The following is a 22,074-nucleotide window of genomic DNA, read 5'->3' as shown; positions in this document are numbered from 1 at the left end:
CTCAGGGTTGAGTGGCAAAGGATTTTGAGAGACAGCCTCAAATCCCTTCGCCGGCGTTATCCGGATCAGGTTCGACGGGTATTATCTCAGCGCACATCAGTGATGCAGCACCCCGTTGAGAACGGCGCTATTGTAATGATTTGGTGAATATTACGAAAGGGTTATGGCTCCGGCGGCGCAAACCAGGCGGATTTAAAATCAAACCAGCCGAGGGTATTCATCCGCAGACCGCGCATGCTGCGCTGCCCCTGGATCAGCAGCCAGTGGTGAATCAGCGGTACGATCGTCTGCCCGGTCAGTAATTCCTGACACCAGGCGGCCAGATCCATTTCTCCCGCCCGCCACCGCGCGGCGTCCTGTTGCCAGTCCCGGTTGATACAGTGCTGAATCAGGGGCACTTCGTACAGGTGAGAAAAGAGCGAGAAATCCAGCGGCAGCGTAAAATTCGCGCTGTTGAGCCAGATATCGCTGATGACGTCTCCGCGATGCCATTCATCATAATCGACTTCCTGTATCGCCAGCGTCACGCCTTCGGCTGCCAGCAGCGTGCTCATGATCCTCGCCAGAAAACGGTGCTCAATGTGGTCGCGATAGTAGCTGAGGGTGATGGTCTCCAGTCCGGCAGGCTTTTCGCTGCGGACGGGCTGCGCATGGTGCCAGCGTGGGAGCAGGCCATAGGCCGGGAACCACCAGGTCTGGTATTGCTCCTCTGCGTGATAAATCAGGTTAGCGGGCGCCAGAATATGGCTTATCCACCTGCGGACGTCGTGGTTTGCGCCGCGATGGCTGCGGCTATCAAAGAGCAGGTAGTAGCAACCCTCCTCCAGGCGGCTTTCGAACGCCTTTTCACCGGCTGTTGGCCCTTCCAGGGTCAGGCCTGCGCTCAGCTCTTCGTTGAGATCCGGTAACACCCAGACGTTCACTTCGTCGATCAACGCCCGATAGCCAAAATAGTCATCAAAGGCGCGGATCTTCAGTTGATTACTGTTATTTCGTGTAACGGAGTAGGGGCCCGTACCAATCGGCTGGCTGGAAAAATTGTTCAGGGATCGCCACTCGGCAGGCAGGATCATTGAGGGGACGTAGCCCAGAAGCCACGGAAGCCATTTGTCCGGCTGCGATAGCTCAATATCCAGCGTCCAGGCCGTTGGGGAGTGGATCCGCGCGATATGCGAATAGAGCGGCAGCGTGCGGGCGCGCTCTAAAGAATCGATAACGTCGCGCATCTCCAGCTCGCGTCCATGGTGGAAATGAATGCCGGGGCGTAAAAAGAAGCGCCAGTGCAGCGGGGATACCTGCTGCCAGTGATGGGCAATATCCGCTTCCAGTTCCCCGTTTTCCTCATTTATCCGCGTCAGGCCGCTGAAAATCTGCCGGGCCATGTGGGTTTCAGAGCGACGTAACGCCGTACCGGGCAACAGATTTTTCATTGGGCGGTAGTAAAGCACCCGCAGAATGTGGCGTCCCTGACGAAAGCTGCGTCCCAGATGCGAGACCAGCATCTGGCGCACGGCGGCTTTGTCGCCCACCAGCTGGACCAGCTGATCGATGCGGTCCTGCTCCAGCAGATCCTCCGCCCGCTGTTGCTGTAGCGCCAGGCCGGTATAAAGGAAAGTCAGGCGCGAACGCTTGCCGCGTCCGGCTTCGGCCTCCCAGTTTAACCAGCCCTGCTGCTGCATGGTATTAAGGAGCGTGCGCATATGACGCCGGGAGCAGTTGAGGAGCTCAGCCAGCTCGTTCAGCGTGGTCTCCTGCGATTGCCCCTCGCAGCACTGCCAGAGGCGGATAAATTGTTGTTGCAGACGACCGGAAGGCATAAAAGGGGAACTCCTGACAAAAAATCAGCAATTTATTAATCCCTATATTAAGCCAATAATCCTTATCGATGAAGCGAGGAGGTAAATTATGAAGAGGTCTACCGCACGTCAGTTTTATCAGCACTATTTTTCAGCGACAAAGGGAGTGTCCTGGCTGGCCCGCCAGTGCGCAGAGCAGCGGCTGAGAATACTGGAAGATCTGATGCAGTGGGACGTTACGAAATCGACCTCTTCTCGCTAACTCGCCTCGATCATGTGTGACTGAGTATTGGTGCTAATCACCCGCCAGCAAAATGTTTTTTGCTGGCTTTTTTCGTTTACTATTTCACCCAATTTCGATTCGCTTTCATAAGGACTTGCGCATGCTCTGGTTGATGACGATGGGGCGACGCCTGAACGGCGTGTACGCCGCTTTTATGCTGGTGGCCTTCATGATGGGCGTAGCCGGCGCGCTACAGGCGCCGACGCTGAGCCTGTTTCTCAGCCGCGAGGTGGGGGCGCAGCCGTTTTGGGTGGGCCTGTTCTACACCGTCAACGCCATTGCCGGGATCCTCGTCAGCCTGTGGCTGGCGAAACGATCCGACAGCCAGGGCGATCGCCGCAAGCTGATCCTCTTTTGTTGCGCCATGGCCGTGGGCAACGCGTTATTGTTTGCCTTCAACCGCCATTACCTGACGCTCATTACCTGCGGCGTGCTGCTGGCCTCTCTGGCGAACACCGCCATGCCGCAACTGTTCGCCCTGGCCCGGGAGTACGCCGACAGCTCGGCGAGGGAAGTGGTGATGTTCAGCTCGGTGATGCGTGCGCAGCTCTCTCTCGCGTGGGTCATCGGTCCGCCGCTGGCGTTTATGCTGGCGCTGAACTACGGCTTCACCACCATGTTTTCCATCGCGGCGGGGATTTTTGTCATCAGCCTGGCGCTGATAGCCTTTGCGCTGCCATCGGTGGCGCGCGTAGAGCAGGTGACGGACAAGCCCATCACCCAGGTGAGCGGCTGGCAGGATAAAAACGTCCGCATGTTGTTTATCGCCTCCACGCTGATGTGGACATGCAACACCATGTACATCATCGATATGCCGCTGTGGATCAGCAGCGATCTGGGGCTGCCCGACAAGCTCGCGGGGATCCTGATGGGCACCGCTGCCGGGCTGGAGATCCCGGCGATGATTCTGGCGGGTTACTACGTAAAACGTTTCGGAAAGCGTCGGATGATGGTCGTCGCCGTGGCGGCTGGGGTGGCGTTCTACGCGGGGCTGATCCTGTTCCATTCGCGTGAAGCTTTGCTGGCGTTACAGCTGTTTAACGCGGTATTTATCGGCATCGTTGCCGGGATAGGCATGCTCTGGTTCCAGGATTTAATGCCGGGGCGCGCAGGCTCCGCGACCACGCTGTTTACCAACAGTATCTCTACCGGCGTGATTCTGGCAGGGGTAATTCAGGGGGCGCTGTCGCAAAGCTATGGGCATCCATCCGTGTACTGGGTGATCGCAGCGATTTCGCTTGTCACGCTGATACTGACGTGCCGGGTAAAAGACGTTTGATTCTGGAAGGCGGCTTCACGAAATGAAACGACTTTCTGACAGGCGCCGAGAAGGCGCATAGAGTGCGTGACGGGTGCTTGAGGCTGTTTGCCTCAGGCTTTCGCAAGAGGCAAACAGTGGAGAGTCCCACATCAAAAAAACTGATGGGGAGATTAACTTCACAACCCACATTGCGAGGTTAGTCTCTTCATTGCCGAAAAGCAATAAGGAGGCTGGAATGCCAAAACGTACTCTGCTGTTAGGTTTGTTTCTGATCTGTACGACGCTGTTGATCTTCACCTGGATGGTGCGCGACTCGCTGTGTGAGCTGCACTTCAGACAGGAGAAAACAGAGCTGGCGGCAGTGTTGGCTTACGAAGCGAAACGTTAGCGGTATTGGCGGGGAAAGTTTCCCCGCCTCTCCAGAGTGGTTGAGCCTCAACGCACCCTTATCAATGGCCCGCGCCCTGCGGGCCATTGCCTTTAGCCCATAAACGCAGGCTGTTTTTTCTCGTAGGCGGAGATAGCCTCTTCGTGTTGCAGCGTCAGGCCAATGCTGTCCAGACCGTTCAGCATGCAGTGGCGACGGAACGCATCAATGCTGAAGCGGTAGGACTTGTCACCGGCTTTCACCACTTCTGCTTCCAGATCCACCTCAAATGAAATCCCCGGATTTGCCTGCACTAGCGCAAACAGTTCATCGACCTGTTCGTCACTCAGCGTCACCGGCAGCAGCTGGTTGTTGAAGCTGTTGCCGTAGAAGATATCCGCGAAGCTTGGGGCGATAACCACCTTAAAGCCGTAGTCGGTCAATGCCCATGGCGCATGTTCACGCGACGATCCGCAGCCAAAGTTTTCCCGCGCCAGCAAAATGGAGGCGCCTTTGTATTCCGGAAAGTTCAGGACGAATTCCGGGTTCGGCACTTCGCCTTTATCGTCGAGGAAACGCCAGTCGTTGAACAGATGCGCACCAAAACCCGTGCGCGTCACTTTCTGCAAAAACTGCTTAGGAATGATCGCGTCGGTATCGACGTTAGCGGCGTCCAGCGGGACAACCCGGCCCGTATGTTGGGTAAATTTCTCTGCCATGATTGTCTCCTTATTTCAGGCTGCGAATATCGGCGAAATGACCGGTGACTGCCGCAGCGGCGGCCATTGCCGGGCTGACCAGGTGGGTGCGCCCACCGCGGCCCTGACGGCCTTCAAAGTTACGGTTGCTGGTGGAAGCACAGCGCTCACCCGGATTCAGGCGGTCGTTGTTCATCGCCAGGCACATGGAGCAACCCGGCAGGCGCCACTCGAAGCCTGCGTCGATAAAGATCTTATCCAGACCTTCCGCTTCCGCCTGGGCTTTCACCGGGCCGGAGCCCGGCACAACCAGCGCCTGCACGCCCGGCGCCACTTTGCGGCCTTTAGCGATTTCTGCCGCAGCGCGTAAATCTTCGATACGGGAGTTGGTGCAGGAGCCGATGAACACTTTATCAATGCTCACGTCGGTCAGCGGTACGCCGGGTTTCAGCCCCATGTAAGCCAGCGCTTTTTCCGCACTGGCGCGCTCGACCGGATCGGCGAAGGAAGCCGGGTCAGGAATGCTGTCGTTAACCGAAATTACCTGACCCGGGTTGGTGCCCCAGGTGACCTGCGGGGCGATCTCTTCCGCCTGCAACGTCACAACGGTATCAAAAATTGCCCCCTCGTCCGTTTTCAGGGTTTTCCAGTACGCTACCGCGTCGTCAAAATTCTGACCTTTCGGCGCATGCAGACGCCCCTTCACATAGTTGAAGGTGGTTTCGTCTGGGGCCACCAGGCCTGCTTTGGCGCCCATCTCAATGGCCATGTTGCACAGGGTCATACGACCTTCCATGCTCAGCGCCTGGATAGCGTCGCCGCAGAACTCAACGACGTGACCGGTGCCGCCTGCGCTGCCGGTTTTGCCGATAATCGCCAGCACGATATCTTTCGCGGTGATACCCGGCGCGGCTTTACCCTTCACTTCAATCTTCATGGTTTTTGCGCGGCCCTGCTTCAGGGTCTGCGTCGCCAGAACGTGTTCAACTTCAGAGGTGCCAATCCCGAACGCCAGGGCGCCAAATGCGCCGTGCGTCGCGGTGTGGGAGTCGCCGCAGACGATGGTCATGCCCGGCAGCGTAATCCCCTGCTCAGGCCCCATCACGTGGACGATGCCCTGATACGGGTGGTTCAGATCGTACAGCTCCACGCCAAACTCGTTACAGTTCTTAATCAGCTCCTGCATCTGGATACGCGCCATCTCGCCAGATGCATTGATGTCTTTGGTCTGGGTGGAAACGTTGTGATCCATCGTGGCAAAGGTTTTACCCGGCTGACGCACCGGGCGCTTATGCGCGCGCAGGCCGTCAAATGCCTGAGGAGAGGTCACTTCATGTACCAGATGACGGTCGATGTACAACAGTGGGGTTTCGTTTGGTGCTTCGTAAACAACGTGCGCATCAAACAACTTCTCATATAACGTCTTAGCCATGATTACACCCCTTCAGCGACATAGCGGGCAATGATGTCGCCCATTTCATCGGTACTGACTGCTGCCGTGCCGCGTGCTAAATCACCGGTACGGACGCCTTCTTCTAACGCCCGGTTAATGGCGTTTTCAATTGCGGTTGCTGCATCGCCTGCATCCAGGCTGTAGCGCAGCAGCAGAGCCAGGGAGAGGATCTGTGCAATCGGGTTGGCGATGTTCTTGCCGGCGATATCCGGCGCGGAGCCGCCCGCAGGCTCGTACAGACCAAAGCCTTCTTCGTTCAGGCTGGCGGATGGCAGCATCCCCATGGAGCCGGTGATCATCGCGCATTCATCCGAGAGAATATCGCCGAACAGGTTGGAGCACAGCAGCACGTCAAACTGGGACGGATCTTTAATCAACTGCATCGTTGCGTTGTCGATATACATATGCGACAGCGCAACGTCCGGGTACTGCTTAGCAACTTCACTGACGATTTCGCGCCACAAAATGGACGACTGGAGCACGTTCGCTTTATCAATAGAGGTCACTTTACGGCGGCGTTTGCGCGCTGACTCAAACGCGATATGGGCGATACGTTCAATTTCAAAACGGTGATAAACCTCAGTATCAAACGCTTTCTCATGCTGACCGCTGCCTTCGCGACCTTTTGGCTGACCGAAGTAGATGCCGCCGGTCAGCTCACGCACGCACAGGATGTCGAAACCGTTGGCCGCAATATCCGCGCGCAGCGGGCAAAACTCTTCCAGCCCCGGGTACAGCTTCGCCGGACGCAGGTTGCTGAACAGTTTGAAGTGTTTACGCAGCGGCAGCAGCGCGCCGCGCTCCGGCTGCTCTGCTGGCGGCAGATGTTCCCATTTTGGGCCGCCGACGGAGCCAAACAGCACGGCATCGGCATTTTCGCAGCCTTCTACAGTCCCTTTCGGCAGGGGAGTACCGTGGTTATCAATCGCAATACCGCCCACGTCGTAGTGGCTGGTGGTAATTTTCATCGCAAAACGCGAACGAACGGCTTCCAGTACTTTCAGCGCCTGTGCCATCACTTCCGGGCCAATACCGTCACCCGGCAACACAGCAATATGGTAATTCTTCGACATCACACGGTTTCCTTGTTGTTCTCTTTATTCTGAGCTTTGCGTTGCAACTCTTTTTCGACTTCGGCGGCGCGCCAGATGTTGTTCAGGACATGCACCATCGCTTTCGCGGAGGATTCGACGATATCTGTCGCCAGACCCACACCGTGGAAGCGGCGACCGTTGTAGTTGACGACGATATCAACCTGGCCCAGGGCGTCTTTACCGTGTCCTTTTGCCGTCAGGTCGTATTTCACCAGCTCTACGTCGTACTCAGTGACGCGGTTAATCGCCTGGTAAATGGCATCAACAGGGCCGTTACCGTTGGCGGCTTCCGCTTTAATTTCATCGCCGCAGGCCAGCTTGACGGAGGCGGTAGCGATATCACTTGAGCCTGACTGAACGGTGAAGTAGTCGAGACGGAAGTGTTCTGGCTCTTCCTGCTGTTTGTTGATGAATGCCAGCGCTTCCAGGTCGTAATCGAAGACCTGGCCTTTCTTGTCAGCCAGTTTCAGGAATGCGTCGTACAGCTGATCCATGTTGTAATCGCTGTCCTGATACCCCATCTCTTCCATACGGTGTTTCACCGCCGCGCGGCCAGAGCGCGAGGTCAGGTTCAGCTGAACCTGGTTCAGACCGATGGATTCCGGAGTCATGATTTCGTAGTTTTCACGGTTCTTCAGCACGCCATCCTGGTGAATACCGGAGGAGTGAGCGAACGCGCCAGTACCAACAATCGCCTTGTTCGCCGGGATCGGCATATTGCAAATCTGGCTCACGGTCTGGCTGGTGCGCCAGATTTCGTTGTGATTGATGCGAGTATGTACGTTCATAATGTCTTTGCGCACCTTGATCGCCATGATCACTTCTTCCAGCGAACAGTTGCCCGCGCGTTCGCCGATGCCGTTCATCGCGCCTTCAACCTGACGCGCCCCAGCGTGCACCGCGGCGATGGCATTGCCCACGGCCAGACCCAAATCGTCATGGGTATGCACGGAGATGATGGCTTTATCAATGTTAGGTACGCGCTCATACAGGCCGGTGATGATGCTGGAGAACTCAAACGGCATGGTATAGCCGACGGTGTCCGGGATGTTGATGGTTCTGGCTCCGGCATTAATCGCGGCTTCTACCACACGGGCCAAATCGTCAATCGGTGTGCGGCCCGCATCTTCACAGGAGAATTCGACGTCATCAGTGTAGTTACGCGCGCGTTTGACCATATACACCGCACGTTCGATCACTTCATCCAGCGTACTGCGCAGCTTGGTGGCAATGTGCATGGGGGAGGTGGCAATGAATGTATGAATACGGAAGGCTTCTGCAACTTTCAGAGATTCTGCGGCCACATCAATATCTTTCTCAACGCAGCGAGCCAGACCGCACACGCGGCTGTTTTTGATGGTGCGGGCGATGGTCTGTACTGACTCGAAATCACCCGGTGAGGAGACGGGAAAGCCGACTTCCATTACGTCTACACCCATGCGTTCGAGGGCCAGCGCAATTTGCAGTTTTTCTTTAACACTCAGGCTCGCCTGTAATGCCTGTTCACCGTCACGTAAAGTAGTATCGAAAATAACGACTTGCTGGCTCATGGGTTAGGTCCTTGTCAGTCTTAGGGCGCCTTGCTACGAGCATAAAAAAACCCGCGCAGTGGCGCGGGTTTTTAGTTTTACTGAAGACGATTCAACGCTGAATTTCGCCCGCCAGTCTACCGCGCACAGTGGATGCGTTTAGTAGTAGTAGACCGGTGAAACGAAGGGTGCGAATCATGAATCGTGCTCCAGATGAATGCGATATGCTTTTAGTGGTACTGGATACGCCGACGCATGTCAACCCCTCTCAGGCAAAACGGCCACTCAGCACAGGATAAACACATTAGCTAATTGTGCTGGTTTTTACGTAGCTAACCGCTTTAATTGTCTATTATTGGACTGGCGATTCATCTCTGGAATAATTTGAATATAATTGGTAGCAATTGAACACAGTATTTTTACCGATATGCCGTGAAATGGAATGTGTTTCATTTCATTGAGTTATAAGTTTCATGAATGAGTTGCGGGTGGGAAAGTTATCAATATTGATATCATTTTGTTAATGAAATCGCGGTGTCTGCCCTTCATAGTTTAATAATACTTAAGTTATTATTAACGAAGGCGGTGATTGTATATTTCCCTGGTTTATGGTTTCATGCCTGCATTAAAGTTATAGATATCATTTGAACGATTTTTAGCTCTTCATTTATGGGATGCGTAATGCTATCTCTTGAATGAGGGTTCTTTATATATTCCGAATTTTAAATAATTCCCTTTCGCTTGTTGTATATGCATGGTAAATCATATTTTTCGAAGTTATTACTGTACTTTGACAAAGGGAATTTAGCGTGACAGTGGAGTCAGAAATGCCAGAAAATAATATTAACCAACCACAGCCTTATGATGGGGTTAAGCCTCAGTTACGCACAGTGGATCTCAACCTGTTAACTGTATTTGATGCAGTTATGCAGGAGCAGAATATTACGCGAGCAGCGCAATCTCTGGGAATGTCTCAACCTGCCGTGAGTAATGCCGTAGCCAGGCTTAAGGTGATGTTTAACGATGAGTTATTCGTCCGGTATGGAAGAGGTATCCAGCCCACGGCGCGTGCATTCCAGCTATTCGGTTCGATTCGTCAGGCGCTACAGCTGGTACAAAATGAGCTTCCCGGCTCGGGTTTTGAACCTTTAAGCAGTGAACGGGTTTTCCATCTCTGTGTTTGCAGTCCGTTAGACAATTATTTGACGTCTGTTATATATAATAAAGTTGAACAGATTGCTCCTAATATTCATCTCGTTTTTAAATCATCCTTAAATCAAAACACTGAGCACCAGCTTCGTTATCAGGAAACAGAGTTCGTTCTGGGCTACGAAGAGTTTCGCCGTCCAGAGTTTGCCTGTGTTCCGTTGTTTAAAGATGAAATGGTGTTAGTCGCCAGCAAAAAACATCCACGCATGAATTCACCGCTGCGTGAAAGTGATGTTTACAGCGAGCAGCATGCCGTTGTTGCTCTTGACAGATATGCCTCATTCAGTCTGCCGTGGTATGACACAGCCGATAAACAAGCCAGCGTGGCCTATCAGGGGATGGCGATGGTCAGCGTTTTAAATGTCGTTTCTCAGACGCAGCTAGTCGCTATTGCACCGCGCTGGCTTGCTGAAGAGTTCTCCGATTCGCTGAACCTGCAAATTTTACCTCTGCCGCTCAAGCTGAATAGCCGTACCTGTTATCTTTCCTGGCATGAAGCGGCGGGGCGGGATAAAGGGCATCAGTGGATGGAAGAGCTGCTGATCAATATTTGTCGTCGATAAGTCAGGGTGAATAAACCGCATGGTGCCATGCGGTTTATTCTGTGATTTTTTATGCGGGCAATATTTTGTTCTGTACGCATTTTTTCAGACGCTCAGGGCGGCTTAAAAATAGATGATTTCCTGATCCATCCTCTTTTTAAGAGATGAATTATTAGCATCTCCCCTCATGCCAGACGAATTCACCATATTCGTGCCTGACAGCTGTTTTTTCTGCTTTTATTGCCCATTCCCGCATTCCGTTTGCTAATTGCCTGCCTCATAACGAGCGGTTAAGGTATTCATCACTCTGCAAATTATAAGATGGGTTCACCCTGTCAGAAGACGGCGCGGAAATGAATTCTGTTGACCGTCTATAACAAAAGCCTGGAGGCAAAGCATGGAGATGTTGTCTGGCGCGGAAATGGTCGTCCGATCGCTTATCGATCAGGGCGTGAAACAAGTGTTCGGCTACCCCGGAGGCGCGGTTCTCGATATTTATGACGCGCTGCACACGGTAGGCGGTATTGATCATGTTCTTGTTCGTCATGAACAGGCTGCTGTGCATATGGCTGACGGCCTGGCCCGCGCCACGGGCGAGGTGGGTGTTGTGCTGGTCACTTCCGGACCGGGAGCGACCAATGCCATCACCGGCATAGCGACTGCGTATATGGACTCCATTCCACTGGTCATTCTCTCCGGACAGGTGGCGACGTCACTGATTGGCTATGATGCGTTTCAGGAATGCGACATGGTGGGGATCTCACGCCCCGTGGTGAAGCACAGCTTTCTGGTTAAGCAAACGGAAGACATCCCGGGCGTACTGAAAAAAGCCTTCTGGCTGGCCGCCAGCGGTCGTCCTGGGCCAGTGGTTGTCGATCTGCCAAAAGATATTCTCAATCCGGCGAATAAACTGCCTTACCTGTGGCCTGAGTCGGTGAGCATGCGTTCATATAATCCGACGACGCAAGGGCACAAAGGCCAGATTAAGCGTGCGCTGCAAACGCTGCTGGCTGCGAAAAAGCCCGTAGTCTACGTAGGGGGCGGCGCCGTCAATGCAGCCTGTGAAACGCAACTGCGTGAACTGATTGAGAAGCTGAATCTTCCTGTCGCGTCATCGCTGATGGGGCTGGGGGCATTTCCGGCTACCCACCGTCAGGCGCTGGGCATGCTGGGCATGCATGGCACCTATGAAGCCAATATGACGATGCACCATTCTGATGTGATTTTTGCCGTCGGCGTGCGTTTTGACGATCGCACCACCAATAACCTGGCGAAATACTGTCCGAATGCGACGGTGCTGCACATTGATATCGATCCGACTTCAATCTCTAAAACGGTGCCGGCGGATGTGCCGATCGTGGGGGACGCACGACAGGTGCTGGATCAAATGTTGGATCTGCTGGCGCAGGAGACCGCGTCTCAACCGCTGGACGAGATCCGCGACTGGTGGCAGCAAATCGAACAATGGCGTGGCCGACAGTGCCTTAAATACGACACGCAGAGTGAGAACATCAAGCCGCAGGCGGTGATCGAGACGATCTGGCGTCTGACCAATGGCGAGGCGTATGTCACTTCTGACGTGGGCCAGCATCAGATGTTCGCTGCGTTGTATTACCCGTTTGATAAACCGCGTCGCTGGATCAACTCAGGCGGGCTTGGCACGATGGGCTTTGGTCTGCCCGCCGCGCTGGGGGTGAAGCTGGCGTTGCCGAACGAAACGGTTATCTGCGTAACGGGTGATGGCAGTATACAGATGAATATTCAGGAGCTTTCTACTGCGCTGCAATATGAGTTGCCAGTGCTGGTGCTGAACCTGAATAACGGTTACCTCGGTATGGTGAAGCAGTGGCAGGATATGATTTATTCCGGCCGTCACTCTCAGTCTTATATGAAGTCACTTCCGGACTTTGTCCGTCTGGCTGAAGCCTATGGTCATATTGGCATGCGGGTAACCGATCCGTCAGAGCTGGAAGCGAAGCTCGGCGAAGCGCTTGAGCACGTTAAAAACAATCGCCTCGTCTTCATGGATGTCATCGTCGACGGCACAGAGCACGTTTATCCGATGCATATCCGTGGCGGCGGTATGGATGAAATGTGGTTAAGCAAAACGGAGAGAACCTGATATGCGCCGGATATTATCTGTATTACTGGAAAATGAGTCGGGCGCACTGTCACGCGTCATTGGGCTTTTTGCGCAGCGCGGATACAACATTGAAAGCCTGACCGTTGCGCCGACCGATGATCCAACGCTCTCCCGCATGACGATCCAGACTGTCGGCGATGCGAAAGTGCTTGAGCAGATCGAAAAACAGTTGCACAAGCTGGTGGACGTGTTGCGCGTCAGCGAGCTGGGGCAGGGGGCTTACGTCGAACGTGAAGTGATGCTGGTGAAAATTCAGGCCAGCGGTTACGGCCGTGAAGAGGTCAAGCGCAACACGGATATCTTCCGTGGGCAGATCATTGACGTCACGCCTTCTATATATACTGTGCAGCTTGCCGGAACGAGCGATAAGCTGGATGCGTTCCTGGCCTCCGTCAGGGATGTGGCAAAAATTGTTGAAGTTGCGCGCTCTGGCGTTGTTGGCCTCTCGCGCGGCGATAAAATCATGCGTTAGTTGCGCAAAAGGTTCGCCTCTTTCAGCCCGGTAGCCAAAGCCGGGCTTTTTTTTGCGTAATCCACCGACAACGCGGACAAAAGCGGTTGCCGTGAAAGCTATTCTGCGTTTAGATGTTAAAATATTTAACCAAAACCTTGACAGGGCCATGGACTTTTTTCTTTTTTTGAGGGGCAATTGTGAAACTGGATGAAATCGCCCGGCTCGCCGGCGTGTCGAGAACCACGGCCAGCTATGTGATTAACGGTAAAGCAAAGCAGTATCGTGTCAGCGATAAGACCGTTGAGAAAGTGATGGCAGTCGTTCGTGAGCATAATTACCATCCGAATGCTGTCGCCGCTGGTTTACGTGCCGGGCGCACCCGCTCGATTGGCCTGGTGATCCCGGATCTGGAAAACACCAGCTATACCCGCATCGCCAACTATCTGGAACGTCAGGCGCGTCAGCGGGGCTATCAGCTGTTGATTGCCTGCTCCGAGGATCAGCCCGACAACGAGATGCGCTGCATTGAGCATCTGCTGCAACGTCAGGTTGACGCCATCATCGTGTCGACCTCTTTACCACCCGAGCATCCTTTCTATCAGCGCTGGGCGAACGATCCGTTCCCGATTGTGGCGCTGGATCGTGCGCTGGATCGTGAACATTTCACCAGTGTCGTCGGTGCCGATCAGGACGATGCAGAAATGCTGGCTGCCGAGTTGCGTACCTTCCCGGCGGAAACGGTGCTCTATCTTGGCGCTTTGCCTGAACTGTCCGTAAGCTTCCTGCGTGAACAGGGGTTCCGTACGGCGTGGAAAGACGATCCGCGTGACGTTCATTATCTGTATGCCAACAGCTATGAGCGCGAAGCGGCTGCTCAGCTGTTCGAGAAATGGCTGGAAACGCACCCGATGCCGCAGGCGTTGTTTACCACCTCGTTTGCCCTGTTGCAGGGGGTGATGGATGTGACGTTACGTCGCGATGGCAAACTGCCATCCGATCTGGCGATTGCGACCTTCGGCGATAACGAACTGCTCGACTTCCTGCAATGTCCGGTGCTGGCCGTGGCTCAGCGTCACCGCGACGTCGCCGAGCGCGTGCTTGAGATTGTTCTGGCAAGCCTGGATGAACCCCGCAAACCGAAACCCGGGCTTACGCGTATCAAACGTAATCTCTATCGGCGCGGGATTTTGAGCCGCCATTAATATTTCCACAGGGGCGGTAAAACTGCCCCTTTTGCGGCGCATTTATTGCGGGAAATAATTCCCGGATAAAAATTAGGATTTATCTCTAAGATTCGTAGCTGGCTATTTTTCTGAATCCGTTTTGGCGTTAAAAAGCGCAATTATAATTTTTAACGGGCATTTCTTTGTATTGTTTTGTTACAAACAGCCGCCTGCCGATGAATATTCAGCCATTTTTTACTCCCCCCTTCAGACCTCAATGCACACGAACGAATCCATATTGCCTTGCGCTTAATCTGGTGCTGTTATCCCCCGGCGATATGCCTTAAAATGCTGCCCGCGTCGCAAACTGACACTTTATATTTCCCTGCGATAATATTGAGTGAGTCTTAACGCTCGTGTGCATATTCGGTTTTTTTCTTACAAATATTCATAACGTTAATTTTGCCTCGCCAGTTGTGTAGTTATTAGCCAGGTCACTCTTGCTCTGTAAATACGGTGCTTTCGCGTCGGTATAGAGAGAGTCCTGGCTTGACAAGCTTTTCCCTCGCTCCGTAAACTCCTTCAGGTGGGAATTTGTGGGTTAAAGTGGTGAGGAGGGGTGAGGCTGGCATGTTCCGTGGAGCAACGTTAGTCAATCTCGACAGCAAAGGGCGTTTATCGGTACCAACCCGATACCGCGACCAGCTGATTGAGAACGCTTCGGGTCAACTGGTTTGCACCATTGACATCAACTCCCCCTGCCTGCTGCTTTACCCTTTGCCTGAATGGGAAATCATTGAGCAAAAGCTGTCGCGACTGTCGAGCATGAATCCGCAAGAACGCCGCGTGCAGCGGTTGTTATTGGGACATGCCAGTGAATGTCAGATGGATAGCGCCGGGCGATTATTGATTGCGCCTGTGTTGCGACAACATGCCGGTCTGACTAAAGAAGTGATGCTGGTCGGGCAGTTCAACAAGTTTGAACTGTGGGACGAAACGACCTGGTATCAACAGGTCAAGGAAGATATCGACGCTGAGCAGTCTGATTCCGCAACATTATCGGAACGGCTGCGGGACTTGTCTCTATAAATATGATGGAAAATTATAAACATACAACGGTGCTGCTGGATGAGGCCGTTAACGGCCTGAATATTCGTCCAGACGGCATCTATATTGATGGCACTTTTGGTCGCGGTGGTCACTCGCGTTTGATCCTCTCCCAGCTTGGAGCGGAAGGACGCCTGCTGGCAATTGACCGCGATCCGCAGGCGATTGCCGTTGCGCAAACCATCGATGATCCTCGCTTTTCCATCGTGCATGGACCTTTCTCTGCGCTTGCGGATTATGTCGCTGAGCGCGGCCTGACCGGCAAGATCGACGGGATTCTCCTTGATCTTGGCGTCTCTTCACCACAGCTTGATGATGCAGAACGCGGCTTCTCCTTTATGCGAGATGGACCGCTGGATATGCGTATGGACCCCACTCGCGGCCAGTCTGCCGCTGAATGGTTACAAACTGCTGACGAAGCGGATATCGCCTGGGTAATCAAAACCTTCGGCGAAGAACGCTTTGGCAAACGTATTGCGCGCGCCATCGTGGAGCGCAACCGCGTTGAGCCAATGACCCGTACCAAAGAGCTGGCAGAAGTCATCGCGGCGGCAACGCCGGTGAAGGACAAGCACAAACATCCTGCGACCCGTACCTTCCAGGCGGTTCGTATTTGGGTAAACAGTGAACTGGAGGAAATAGAGCTGGCGCTAAAAAGCTCGCTCGACGTGCTGGCCCCGGGTGGGCGGTTATCCATCATCAGCTTCCATTCGCTGGAAGATCGCATCGTAAAACGCTTTATGCGTGAACAGAGCCGCGGTCCGCAGGTTCCAGCTGGGTTGCCGATGACGGAAGAACAACTCAGAAAGCTGGGAGGCCGTCAGTTGCGAGCATTAGGCAAGTTGATGCCGGGCGAAGAAGAGGTGGCAGAGAATCCACGTGCCCGTAGTTCAGTGCTGCGTATTGCAGAGAGGACGAACGCATGATCAGCAGAGTGACAGAGACCCTAAGCAAAGTTAAGGGATCGTTAGGAAGCAACGAGCGCCATGCCTTGCCTGGCGTGATCGGCGACGATCTTTTGCGGTTTGGGAAGCTGCCACTCTGCTTGTTCATTTGCATCATTGTGACGGCAGTCATGGTGGTCACCACCGCTCACCATACCCGTTTATTAACTGCGCAGCGCGAACAGATGGTACTGGAACGCGATGCGCTGGATATTGAATGGCGAAATCTGATCCTTGAAGAAAACGCGCTCGGCGATCACAGCCGGGTTGAACGGATCGCAACGGAAAAACTGCAATTACAGCATGTTGATCCTTCGCAGGAAAATATCGTAGTACAAAAATAAGGGAAAACGCGACGCATGAAAGCAGCGGCAAAAACGCTAAAACCAAAACGCCAGGAAGAACAGGCCAACTTTGTCAGTTGGCGTTTTGCGTTGCTTTGCGGCTGCATTTTACTGGCGCTGGGTTTCCTGCTGGGACGCGTGGCGTGGCTGCAAATCATCGCGCCTGACATGCTGGTGCGTCAGGGGGATATGCGTTCTCTGCGCGTGCAGGAAGTTTCCACCTCTCGTGGGATGATCACCGATCGCTCCGGCCGTCCGCTGGCGGTGAGCGTGCCGGTGAAGGCGATCTGGGCCGATCCGAAAGAACTGCACGACGCAGGCGGGATCACGCTTGATAACCGCTGGAAGGCGCTGTCAGACGCGTTGAAAATGCCGCTGGATCAGCTGGCGTCACGCGTTAACGCCAACCCGAAAGGGCGCTTCATCTACCTTGCCCGTCAGGTGAATCCTGACATGGCTGACTACATAAAGAAACTGAAGCTGCCGGGCATTCATCTGCGGGAAGAATCCCGCCGTTACTATCCTTCGGGCGAAGTCACCGCGCACCTGATTGGTTTTACCAACGTGGATAGCCAGGGGATTGAGGGCGTTGAAAAAAGCTTCGACAAGTGGCTTACCGGCCAGCCTGGCGAGCGAATCGTGCGTAAAGACCGCTATGGTCGCGTTATTGAAGACATTTCCTCGACAGACAGCCAGGCCGCGCACAATCTGGCCCTGAGTATTGATGAACGCTTGCAGGCGCTGGTCTATCGTGAACTGAACAACGCCGTCGCGTTTAACAAGGCGGAATCGGGCAGTGCCGTGCTGGTGGATGTGGCAACAGGTGAAGTGCTGGCGATGGCCAGTAGCCCCTCATACAACCCGAATAATTTTGCCGGTACAGCAAAAGATGCAATGCGTAACCGCTCCATCACCGATGTGTTTGAACCCGGTTCGACCGTAAAACCTATGGTGGTGATGACGGCTCTACAGCGAGGCATCGTCAACGAAAATACCGTTCTGAATACGATCCCTTATCGAATTAACGGTCACGAAATCAAAGACGTGGCACGTTACAGCGAACTGACCCTGACCGGGGTCTTACAGAAGTCGAGTAACGTCGGTGTGTCAAAACTGGCGTTAGCGATGCCGTCCTCAGCGTTAGTAGATACTTACTCACGTTTTGGGCTGGGAAAGGCGACCAATTTGGGGTTGGTCGGAGAACGCAGTGGCTTATATCCTCAAAAACAACGGTGGTCTGACATAGAGAGGGCCACCTTCTCTTTCGGCTACGGGCTAATGGTAACTCCCTTACAGTTAGCGCGAGTCTACGCAACGATTGGCAGCTATGGCATTTATCGTCCGCTGTCGATCACCAAAGTTGATCCACCGGTTCCGGGGGAACGTGTTTTCCCGGAATCTATCGTTCGTACCGTCGTGCATATGATGGAAAGCGTCGCGTTACCTGGCGGTGGCGGCGTGAAGGCCGCAATTAAGGGCTATCGTATCGCCATTAAAACCGGTACAGCGAAAAAAGTGGGGCCGGACGGCCGCTATATCAACAAATACATTGCCTATACCGCAGGCGTAGCGCCTGCAAGCAATCCGCGTTTTGCGCTGGTGGTCGTCATCAACGATCCGCAGGCGGGTAAATACTACGGCGGCGCCGTCTCCGCGCCTGTGTTCGGGGCTATTATGGGCGGCGTGTTGCGCACCATGAACATTGAACCGGATGCGCTGGCGACGGGCGAAAAAAGTGAATTTGTAATTAATCAAGGCGAGGGAACAGGTGGCAGATCGTAATTTGCGCGACCTTCTTGCTCCGTGGGTGCCTATGCTACCTGCGCGAGCACTGCGAGAGATGGTACTGGACAGCCGCGTAGCGGCTGCTGGCGATCTTTTTGTGGCAGTGGTAGGTCATCAGGCGGACGGGCGTCGTTATATCCCGCAGGCGATTGCGCAAGGTGTTGCTGCCATTATTGCTGAGGCTAAAGATGAGGCAACAGACGGTGAGATCCGTGAAATGCACGGCGTGCCGGTCATCTATCTCAGCCAGCTAAATGAGCGTCTCTCCGCGCTGGCAGGACGTTTTTACAACGAACCTTCCGACCAGTTAAAGCTGGTTGGCGTGACAGGAACCAACGGAAAAACCACCACCACTCAGCTGATGGCGCAGTGGGCGCAGTTGCTGGGCGAAACCGGTGCCGTCATGGGCACGGTGGGGAACGGTCTTCTGGGCAAAGTAAGCCCGACGGAAAACACCACAGGCTCTGCGGTTGACGTGCAGCGTGTGCTGGCAGGCCTCGCTGAGCAGGGTGCGACCTTCGCTGCGATGGAAGTCTCTTCCCATGGTCTGGTACAACATCGCGTGGCGGCCCTGAAATTTGCTGCCTCTGTCTTTACTAACCTGAGCCGCGATCACCTTGATTATCATGGTGATATGGAGCACTACGAAGCGGCGAAATGGCTGCTTTATTCCACTCACCACCATGGGCAGGCGATCATTAACGCCGACGATGAAGTCGGTCGTCGCTGGCTGGAAAAACTGCCAGATGCGGTGGCGGTGTCGATGGAAGATCATATCAACCCGAACTGCCGCGGCCGCTGGCTGAAGGCGGTCGAGGTGAACTACCACGATAGTGGGGCGACGATCCGCTTTGCTTCCACCTGGGGCGAAGGTGAAATTGAAAGCCGCCTGATGGGGGCCTTTAACGTCAGTAACCTGCTGCTGGCGCTGGCGACGCTGCTGGCGCTGGGCTACCCGATGGCGGATCTGCTGAAAACGTCTGAGCGTTTGCAACCGGTCTGTGGCCGCATGGAAGTGTTCAGCGCGCCGGGCAAGCCGACGGTGGTTGTGGATTATGCCCACACGCCGGATGCGCTGGAAAAAGCGCTGGAAGCGGCGCGTCTGCACTGCGCAGGCAAGCTCTGGTGCGTGTTTGGCTGCGGTGGCGATCGCGACAAGGGCAAACGTCCGCTGATGGGCGCCATCGCTGAGCAGTTCGCGGATATTCCCGTGGTAACCGATGACAACCCGCGTACCGAAGAGCCGCGGGCCATTATCAATGACATTCTGGCAGGCATGCTGGATGCGGGTCGTGCGCGCGTGGTTGAAGGCCGTGCGGAGGCCGTGACTAACGCCATTATGCAGGCTCAGGAGAACGATGTGGTTCTGCTGGCCGGTAAAGGTCATGAAGATTATCAGATCGTCGGCAATCGTCGTCTGGATTACTCCGACCGCGTGACGGCAGCGCGTTTGCTGGGAGTGGTGGCATGATTAGCATTACGTTAAGCCAGGCCGCTGCGGTATTGCAGGGGATGCTGCATGGTCAGGATCTGACCATCGAGGCTGTAACCACCGACACCCGTAAGGTGACGGCGGGCTGCCTGTTTGTGGCGCTGAAGGGCGAACGTTTTGACGCCCACGATTTTGCGCAACAGGCTAAAGATAACGGCGCGTGTGCGCTGCTGGTCAGTCGTAAGCTCGATATCGATTTGCCGCAGATTGTGGTGAAAGATACGCGCCTGGCGTTTGGCGAGCTGGCGGCATGGGTTCGCCAGCAGGTGCCAACACGCGTCGTGGCGCTGACGGGCTCGTCGGGCAAAACCTCCGTTAAAGAGATGACGGCGGCGATCCTTAGCCAGTGCGGTAACACGCTTTATACGGCGGGCAACCTTAATAATGACATCGGTGTACCGATGACGCTGCTGCGCCTGACCCACGAGCATGAATATGCGGTGATTGAGTTAGGGGCTAACCATCAGGGCGAAATCGCCTGGACCGTGAGCCTGACGCGTCCGGAAGCGGCGCTGGTGAATAACCTGGCGGCGGCACATCTTGAAGGTTTTGGTTCGCTGGCCGGTGTGGCGAAAGCGAAAGGTGAAATTTATACCGGCCTGCCGGATGACGGCATCGCCATTATGAACGCCGATAACAACGACTGGCTGAACTGGCAGAGCATCATTGGTTCACGCAAAACCTGGCGCTTCTCACCGAATGCGGCAAACAGTGATTTTTCGGCGACCAACATTCATGTGACGTCATACGGCACCGAGTTCACCCTCACGACCCCAACGGGCGACATCGAGGTGCTGCTGCCCCTGCCCGGTCGTCATAACATCGCCAATGCGCTTGCTGCGGCAGCGCTCTCAATGGCGGTAGGTGCCTCACACGCGGCGATCAAAGCAGGTCTGGCAAATTTAAAAGCCGTGCCGGGGCGTCTTTTCCCGATCCAGCTGGCTGAAAACAAACTTCTGCTGGATGACTCCTACAACGCTAACGTCGGCTCCATGACGGCGGCGGTGCAGGTCTTGTCTGAGATGCCGGGCTATCGCGTGATGGTTGTGGGCGATATGGCTGAGCTGGGTGATGAAAGCGAAGCCTGCCATGTTCAGGTGGGTGAAGCGGCGAAAGCCGCCGGGCTTGACCGCGTATTGAGCGCAGGCACGCTGAGCAAGGCCATTTCCGATGCCAGTGAAGTTGGCGAACATTTTGCCGATAAATCTGCTCTGATCGAACGCCTGAAGGCATTGATTACAGAAAAACAGATTGTGACTGTTTTAGTTAAAGGTTCACGTAGTGCCGCCATGGAAGAGGTTGTGCACGCATTACAGGAGAACGGGACATGTTAGTTTGGCTGGCCGAACATTTGGTCAAATATTACTCAGGCTTTAACGTCTTTTCCTATCTGACGTTTCGCGCCATCGTCAGCCTGCTGACTGCGCTGTTCATCTCGCTGTGGATGGGCCCGCGCATGATTGCCCGTCTGCAAAAACTCTCTTTCGGCCAGGTTGTACGCAACGATGGTCCGGAATCGCACTTCAGCAAGCGCGGTACGCCGACCATGGGCGGGATCATGATCCTGACCGCGATTGTGGTGTCCGTTCTGCTGTGGGCCTATCCGTCTAACCCCTACGTCTGGTGCGTGCTGACCGTTCTGGTGGGCTACGGGATCATCGGTTTTGTTGATGACTATCGCAAAGTCGTGCGCAAAGACACTAAAGGTTTGATCGCCCGCTGGAAGTATTTCTGGATGTCGGTGATTGCGCTGGGCGTGGCCTTCGCCCTTTACCTGGCAGGAAAAGACACCCCGGCCACCGAGCTGGTGGTGCCCTTCTTCAAAGACGTGATGCCGCAACTGGGGCTGTTCTACATTTTGCTGGCTTACTTTGTGATCGTCGGCACCGGCAACGCCGTCAACCTGACCGATGGTCTGGATGGTCTGGCGATTATGCCAACCGTGTTTGTCGCGGGCGGTTTCGCGCTGGTGGCGTGGGCAACCGGTAACATGAACTTTGCAAACTACCTGCACATCCCGTACCTGCGACACGCGGGTGAACTGGTGATCGTCTGTACGGCGATTGTCGGGGCGGGGCTGGGCTTCCTGTGGTTCAACACCTATCCGGCGCAGGTCTTTATGGGCGACGTCGGTTCACTGGCGCTGGGCGGCGCGCTGGGCATTATCGCCGTGCTGCTGCGTCAGGAGTTCCTGCTGGTGATCATGGGCGGTGTGTTTGTGGTTGAGACGCTGTCGGTGATTTTGCAGGTCGGTTCCTTCAAGCTGCGTGGTCAGCGCATCTTCCGTATGGCACCGATTCACCACCACTATGAACTGAAAGGCTGGCCGGAGCCGCGCGTCATTGTGCGCTTCTGGATTATTTCGCTGATGCTGGTGCTGATTGGCCTGGCAACGCTGAAGGTACGTTAA

At 54.6% G+C, this 22,074-nt stretch carries 20 protein-coding genes and 1 riboswitch; of the genes, 14 read left to right on the top strand and 6 right to left on the bottom strand.

Annotation, left to right across the window (positions count from 1 at the left end; translation table 11 throughout):
- Positions 1-24: 24 nt before the first annotated feature.
- Positions 25-125, bottom strand: a riboswitch (TPP riboswitch).
- 36 nt (positions 126-161) lie between these two features.
- Positions 162-1,817, bottom strand: a complete 1,656-nt coding sequence (gene sgrR, locus ACOTW6_RS13630) for an HTH-type transcriptional regulator SgrR (RefSeq protein ID WP_048982950.1) — start codon at positions 1,815-1,817, stop codon at positions 162-164.
- An 88-nt stretch (positions 1,818-1,905) separates the two neighbouring features.
- Between sgrR and sgrT the strand changes: the two genes are divergently transcribed.
- From sgrT to ACOTW6_RS13615, 3 genes are all read left to right on the top strand, one after another.
- Positions 1,906-2,058, top strand: coding sequence for a glucose uptake inhibitor SgrT (gene sgrT / locus ACOTW6_RS13625; protein ID WP_023303076.1), 153 nt, complete (start codon positions 1,906-1,908; stop codon positions 2,056-2,058).
- A 121-nt stretch (positions 2,059-2,179) separates the two neighbouring features.
- Positions 2,180-3,358 carry a sugar efflux transporter gene (locus ACOTW6_RS13620; protein WP_062932366.1) on the top strand — a complete coding sequence of 393 codons (1,179 nt, stop codon included), beginning with the start codon at positions 2,180-2,182 and terminating at the stop codon, positions 3,356-3,358.
- A 217-nt stretch (positions 3,359-3,575) separates the two neighbouring features.
- Entirely contained in the window at positions 3,576-3,728 is a 153-nt protein-coding gene (locus tag ACOTW6_RS13615; RefSeq protein WP_010427008.1) for a Hok/Gef family protein, read from the top strand.
- Between the two features lie 92 nt (positions 3,729-3,820).
- Here ACOTW6_RS13615 and leuD read toward each other — a convergent pair whose 3' ends face one another.
- The 5 genes from leuD to leuL all read right to left on the bottom strand — a co-directional run bounded on the left by leuD (position 3,821) and on the right by leuL (position 8,680).
- Positions 3,821-4,426, bottom strand: a complete 606-nt coding sequence (gene leuD, locus ACOTW6_RS13610; protein ID WP_032670569.1) for a 3-isopropylmalate dehydratase small subunit — start codon at positions 4,424-4,426, stop codon at positions 3,821-3,823.
- A 10-nt stretch (positions 4,427-4,436) separates the two neighbouring features.
- Positions 4,437-5,837 carry a 3-isopropylmalate dehydratase large subunit gene (gene leuC / locus ACOTW6_RS13605; protein ID WP_121479301.1) on the bottom strand — a complete coding sequence of 467 codons (1,401 nt, stop codon included), beginning with the start codon at positions 5,835-5,837 and terminating at the stop codon, positions 4,437-4,439.
- Between the two features lie 2 nt (positions 5,838-5,839).
- The gene (leuB, locus tag ACOTW6_RS13600; RefSeq protein WP_003856380.1) at positions 5,840-6,931 is read right to left on the bottom strand and encodes a 3-isopropylmalate dehydrogenase; all 1,092 of its coding nucleotides are present in this window, start codon (positions 6,929-6,931) and stop codon (positions 5,840-5,842) included.
- Entirely contained in the window at positions 6,931-8,502 is a 1,572-nt protein-coding gene (leuA, locus tag ACOTW6_RS13595; RefSeq protein WP_213789054.1) for a 2-isopropylmalate synthase, read from the bottom strand. Before leuA ends, leuB begins: the two co-directional genes overlap by 1 nt.
- 91 nt (positions 8,503-8,593) lie before the next feature.
- Complete coding sequence (gene leuL / locus ACOTW6_RS13590) at positions 8,594-8,680, bottom strand: leu operon leader peptide (protein WP_057979999.1); 87 nt, start codon at positions 8,678-8,680, stop codon at positions 8,594-8,596.
- A gap of 628 nt (positions 8,681-9,308) precedes the next feature.
- Here leuL and leuO point away from each other — a divergent pair.
- From leuO to mraY, 11 genes are all read left to right on the top strand, one after another.
- Positions 9,309-10,253, top strand: coding sequence for a transcriptional regulator LeuO (gene leuO, locus ACOTW6_RS13585; protein WP_213789052.1), 945 nt, complete (start codon positions 9,309-9,311; stop codon positions 10,251-10,253).
- Between the two features lie 376 nt (positions 10,254-10,629).
- Positions 10,630-12,354 (top strand): acetolactate synthase 3 large subunit, encoded by a 1,725-nt coding sequence (gene ilvI, locus ACOTW6_RS13580; RefSeq protein WP_213789051.1) that lies wholly within the window; start codon positions 10,630-10,632, stop codon positions 12,352-12,354.
- Between the two features lies 1 nt (position 12,355).
- Complete coding sequence (gene ilvN, locus ACOTW6_RS13575; RefSeq protein ID WP_003856371.1) at positions 12,356-12,847, top strand: acetolactate synthase small subunit; 492 nt, start codon at positions 12,356-12,358, stop codon at positions 12,845-12,847.
- 179 nt (positions 12,848-13,026) lie between these two features.
- On the top strand, positions 13,027-14,031 hold the full coding sequence (gene cra, locus ACOTW6_RS13570; protein ID WP_003856369.1) for a catabolite repressor/activator: 1,005 nt from the start codon (positions 13,027-13,029) through the stop codon (positions 14,029-14,031).
- A 591-nt stretch (positions 14,032-14,622) separates the two neighbouring features.
- Positions 14,623-15,081: a division/cell wall cluster transcriptional repressor MraZ gene (gene mraZ, locus ACOTW6_RS13565; protein WP_006810119.1), complete on the top strand. Its 459-nt coding sequence runs from the start codon at positions 14,623-14,625 to the stop codon at positions 15,079-15,081.
- A gap of 2 nt (positions 15,082-15,083) precedes the next feature.
- Positions 15,084-16,025, top strand: coding sequence for a 16S rRNA (cytosine(1402)-N(4))-methyltransferase RsmH (gene rsmH / locus ACOTW6_RS13560; RefSeq protein ID WP_003856366.1), 942 nt, complete (start codon positions 15,084-15,086; stop codon positions 16,023-16,025).
- A complete protein-coding gene (ftsL, locus tag ACOTW6_RS13555) occupies positions 16,022-16,387 on the top strand; it encodes a cell division protein FtsL (protein WP_003856363.1) in 366 nt (121 codons plus the stop codon). The genes rsmH and ftsL overlap by 4 nt, the downstream gene beginning before the upstream one ends.
- A gap of 15 nt (positions 16,388-16,402) precedes the next feature.
- On the top strand, positions 16,403-18,169 hold the full coding sequence (ftsI, locus tag ACOTW6_RS13550) for a peptidoglycan glycosyltransferase FtsI (protein WP_003856361.1): 1,767 nt from the start codon (positions 16,403-16,405) through the stop codon (positions 18,167-18,169).
- A complete protein-coding gene (gene murE / locus ACOTW6_RS13545; RefSeq protein WP_121479299.1) occupies positions 18,156-19,643 on the top strand; it encodes a UDP-N-acetylmuramoyl-L-alanyl-D-glutamate--2,6-diaminopimelate ligase in 1,488 nt (495 codons plus the stop codon). Before ftsI ends, murE begins: the two co-directional genes overlap by 14 nt.
- Positions 19,640-20,998 carry a UDP-N-acetylmuramoyl-tripeptide--D-alanyl-D-alanine ligase gene (gene murF / locus ACOTW6_RS13540; RefSeq protein ID WP_121479298.1) on the top strand — a complete coding sequence of 453 codons (1,359 nt, stop codon included), beginning with the start codon at positions 19,640-19,642 and terminating at the stop codon, positions 20,996-20,998. The genes murE and murF overlap by 4 nt, the downstream gene beginning before the upstream one ends.
- A complete protein-coding gene (gene mraY, locus ACOTW6_RS13535) occupies positions 20,992-22,074 on the top strand; it encodes a phospho-N-acetylmuramoyl-pentapeptide-transferase (RefSeq protein ID WP_003856353.1) in 1,083 nt (360 codons plus the stop codon). Before murF ends, mraY begins: the two co-directional genes overlap by 7 nt.

The sequence above is a fragment of the Enterobacter cloacae complex sp. IR5403 genome (assembly GCF_049238705.1).
GTDB classification, from domain to species: Bacteria; Pseudomonadota; Gammaproteobacteria; order Enterobacterales; family Enterobacteriaceae; genus Enterobacter; species Enterobacter hormaechei_C.
Note: the sequence above shows the minus strand (reverse complement) of the source record. Positions and strands in the feature narration are given on the sequence as shown.